This window comes from Leucobacter ruminantium (genome assembly GCF_017565705.1).
Classification (GTDB): Bacteria; Actinomycetota; Actinomycetes; order Actinomycetales; family Microbacteriaceae; genus Leucobacter; species Leucobacter ruminantium.
Window position 1 is genome coordinate 1 of sequence record NZ_JAGDYL010000053.1, and the last position, 3984, is coordinate 3984.

1 protein-coding gene is annotated in these 3984 nt (G+C 71.1%); it reads left to right on the plus strand.

Going from position 1 to position 3984, the window contains the following annotated elements:
- Positions 1-157: 157 nt before the first annotated feature.
- Entirely contained in the window at positions 158-3688 is a 3531-nt protein-coding gene (locus J4H91_RS15255; RefSeq protein WP_208047105.1) for an SdrD B-like domain-containing protein, read from the plus strand.
- Positions 3689-3984: the final 296 nt, after the last annotated feature.

Consider the following 3984-nt stretch of genomic DNA (forward strand, 5'->3'; position numbering starts at 1 on the left):
GGAGACGGAGCGCGAGCTGCTTCTGCTCACGACTGAGATGACCATGCTTGCCCTGCAACCGATGCCTCCTGAGATCAACGTCTGCTTCATCTCACAGCACCCATTGCGTTGACCGGTTGAATCCGCCATCTCGAAAGATGCCGCGGAGTCCCAGGCCATGCCTGAGGACGAGCTCCACTACACGATCGCGCCCTCCGTGGCCCCGGGCGCCGGGACGTTCCTGCCCTACGCCGTGGAGGACCTGCGGGTGGTCGACCGGGTCGACATCGGCGTGCTCAGCGTGGACCTCTCGGGCGTCGACCCGTTCTGGGAGGTCGAGCAGACTCCGGCCGACCTCGGCCCGGACGGCGTGCCGTACACCGCGGACGACGTCAGCGGGATCGTGCTCACCTTCCGGCCGGCCGGACCCGTGCGGACCGACACGGCGCTGCCCGAGATCTCCTACAGCGGGAAGCTCGGCGTGCTGCTGCCCCCGCAGGCCGCGCCATACAGCGCCACGGTGAAGAACACCGCGGCGATCGCGGCGACGGGGATGGACCCGGAGGTACCGGCCGGCACGACGCCGAAACGGCACTCGGACACGGCGACCGTGCTCGCCGGCACCCCGCAGGCCGCGTTCTTCTCGAAGCAGCTCATCTCGGACCCCGAGATCGAGGTCGAGGACGTGCCGACCGCCTGGCGGGTCCAATGGGTCAACTACAACAATTACGACCTCGGCCAGGGTCGGTTCGTCGATGTGTTCCCCTTCGACGGCGACGGCCGCGGCAGCGAGTTCAGCGGCACCTCCCGCCTGGTGAGCATCGGCAGGGTCGGCGCGGCCGCCCAGGCCGGTACGGTGTTCGAGCTCACGGAGGACGCGCCCACGGGCATCGGCGCCTCCCCAGCCACGGGAACGGCCTGGGTCGCGGTCGACCCGAACGACCCGTCGGGGTGGCCGGCCCACCCGACCGCCATCCGCGTGACCGTGCCCAACATCCAGGCCAGCACGCAGGGATACGGTGCCGTGGACCTCGGGTTCGAGGTCGACGGCCAGGTGAAGAACGACGCCTACCACAACGACGCATCCGGCACGGTCTTCGACCCGGTGCAGGACCGCACGATCAACCTCGGCGTCAAGGAGGCGGACCCCGTGCGCGTCGTCGCGAGCTCCATCGCGGGCGTCGCGTGGGTCGATCGCAACGCCGACGGGCTCCGCCAGGACACGGAGGCGCTGCTGCCGAACATCACCGTGCGCCTCATCCGCGACGGTGACGGCAGCGCGCCGTTCCGCACCGCGACCACGGATGCGAACGGGGCCTACCGCTTCACCCAGCTCCACAGCTCGGACTACCAGGTGGTCTTCGACGCCGACGAGCTCCGCGCCAGGGGCTACCGGCTGACCGAGCAGGGGGTCGGGGACGACCGGACGATCGATTCCGACGCCGACGTCGACACGGGCGAGGTCGCGGAGCTCGCCCTGCCGCGCGCGACTGATGTCGCTCACCTCGACGCCGGGGTGATCCCCGTGGGGCTCGAGGCCTCGATCGACGCCGACGCGTCCCTCACGCGGACCTTCGCCTGGGACATCGAGAAGACCGCGGTCAACGGCGACGAGATCGTGGTCGACCCCGGCACCGGTGCGACCACGGTCGACTACGAGGTGACGACGACCGAGGGCGAGGCGACCGACTCGAACGCACAGCTCACGGGCACCGTCGTCGTCGCCAACCCGTCGGACACGAAGACCTACACCTTCACGGCGACCGTCGCGGCATCGGGGTCGGGCCTCACATGCACCGTGACGAACGGCGCCGGGCGTCAGGTCGGTCCGGGCGGCGAGGTCGCGCTCCAGTACCGCTGCACCGGCGCCCCGGGGTCCGATCTCGACCGCACGGTCACGGCGACCGTCGCCGCGGACGACCTCGACCCCGCCACCGGCCAGCCGGTCGAGCCCGCGACGGCGAGCGTCGACACGAGCTATCGCGTGGACGAGGTGAACCGGACCGTCGACGTCTCCGACGAGGCCACGATCGCGGGGACCGCCTCCGACCGCGAGTTCGGCCCCTACACCTGGAGCGCGGCGGGCACCGAGCACGTCGAGCGCTACAGCGTCGACGCCACGGTCCCGGCGGGAGACTGCCTCGCGATCGACAACACGGCGACCATCGTCCAGACCGGCCAGTCCGCCACCGAGTCAGTGAGCGCCTGCCTGCCGGTGGACCTGCGGATCGCGAAGCACGTCGTCACGGGCCTCGAGCGGACCTACGGTTGGAACCTGACCAAGCGGCTCACGAACCCCGGAGTGCAGCTCGACGACGCCGGCCGGGCCACGCTCGAGTACGCGGTCAAGATCACCGAGGGCGCGAAGACCGACGCGACCTGGAGCATGAGCGGCGCGGTGACGATCGAGAACCCGAACCGGTACAAGAGCGTCGAGGCCGCCCTGGCCGACGCTCCCGACATCGGCGGCGGCGCGGTGTGCACCTTCGCGACGGGCGCCACGACGACGCTCGCCGCGGGGGAGACCCGGGCGGTGCCCTACACCTGCTCGTTCGCCTCGGAGCCGGCGCTCACCGGCACGAACACCGCGACCGTGTCGTGGCTCAGCGACGAGCCGGGGTCGGACCGGACGCTCGGCCGTCAGGCGACGGCCACGGCGACCGCCGACATCCGCGAGGCTGACTGGAACCTCACCGAGTTCACGAAGACCGTGTCGGTGCGCGACATGATCCGCGTCGGCGGCGCCGCCAAGCCGGCCCGCGACTTCGGCCCGTACACCTGGAGCGCCGAGGGCACCGAGCACATCGAGCGCTACTCCGTGCCCATCACCGTTCCGGCGGGCGCGTGCCTCGCCGTCGACAACACGGCCACGATCTCGGGGCTCGGCACGCGGGCGTCGACGCAGCACACCCTCTGCCGGCAGGCGCCGTTGAAGGTCTCGGACTCGGCGACCGCGAGCCGGGTGCGGGTGTTCGGATGGTCGATCGCGAAGGAGCTCGAGAATCGCGCCGGGATCGCGGGCGACCGGAGCCCGGACACGGTCGACGCGGAGTACGCCGTGACGGTCACCGAGGGCGGCTTCGCCGACTCCTCGCGGCAGATGGGCGGGACCGTGCGCGTGCAGAATCCCAACGGGTTCCGGGCGTTCACCGTCGACGTGGCGGACGTCTCCGAGATCGACGGGGTGGAGTGCCGCTTCGACGGGCCGCAGCGGGTGCTCGTGCCCGCGGGCGGCGAGGTGCGGCTGCCGTACCGCTGCAGCGGTACGCCGGCCGCGGACACCGAGCACCGCGTGCGCGTCACCGGCTCCGGCATCGACCGGATCGATCACGCGACGGCGGTGCGCCAGCGCACCACCGAGGTGGACCGGACGATCGCCGTGACGGACGACCGGTACGCCTTCGCTCCCGCGTGGCGGATCACGTGGAGCGCGGCGGGCACCGAGCACCGGCGCGAGTACTCGATCCCAGTGACGACCCGGCCGGGCGCCTGCCAGACGTTCACGAACACGGCGTCGATCGGCTCCCGGGGGCCGCGGGCGAGCGCCTCGTTCGACGTCTGCGCGCCGCGGACGTCGCAGACGGGGTGGCAGCGGACGCTGTCGGACCTGGCCAGCACGGGCGGAGGCTGGGGCGCGCTGCCGGCCGTCGCCGTGCTGCTCCTGGGCGGCGGGACGCTGCTCGTGCTCAGGCGCAGGCGCCGGGCCTGACGTTGGGTATCCATAGTGCCTGTGATCGCGGCGGAAGAAGAGACGGCAAAATATTCTCCCCCGTCGCGTCACTTCTGGGACCGAACCGGAACTCTTACCTATAGAAGGGCCGCTACCCGGGTTCCCCATTACCCATCCCCACCGGGCCCTTCGACGCAGGTTCCTTCCCCCCCGTTACTTTGTTCGTGGCTCCTGATCCGTGAGGATGAGGGGCGAGGCAGCCAGCCGGGTCCGGCATGATTGTTGCCCCCTGTCGCAGTTCATGATCTGGGGGGTGTTGTCACCGGGCTCCGGTC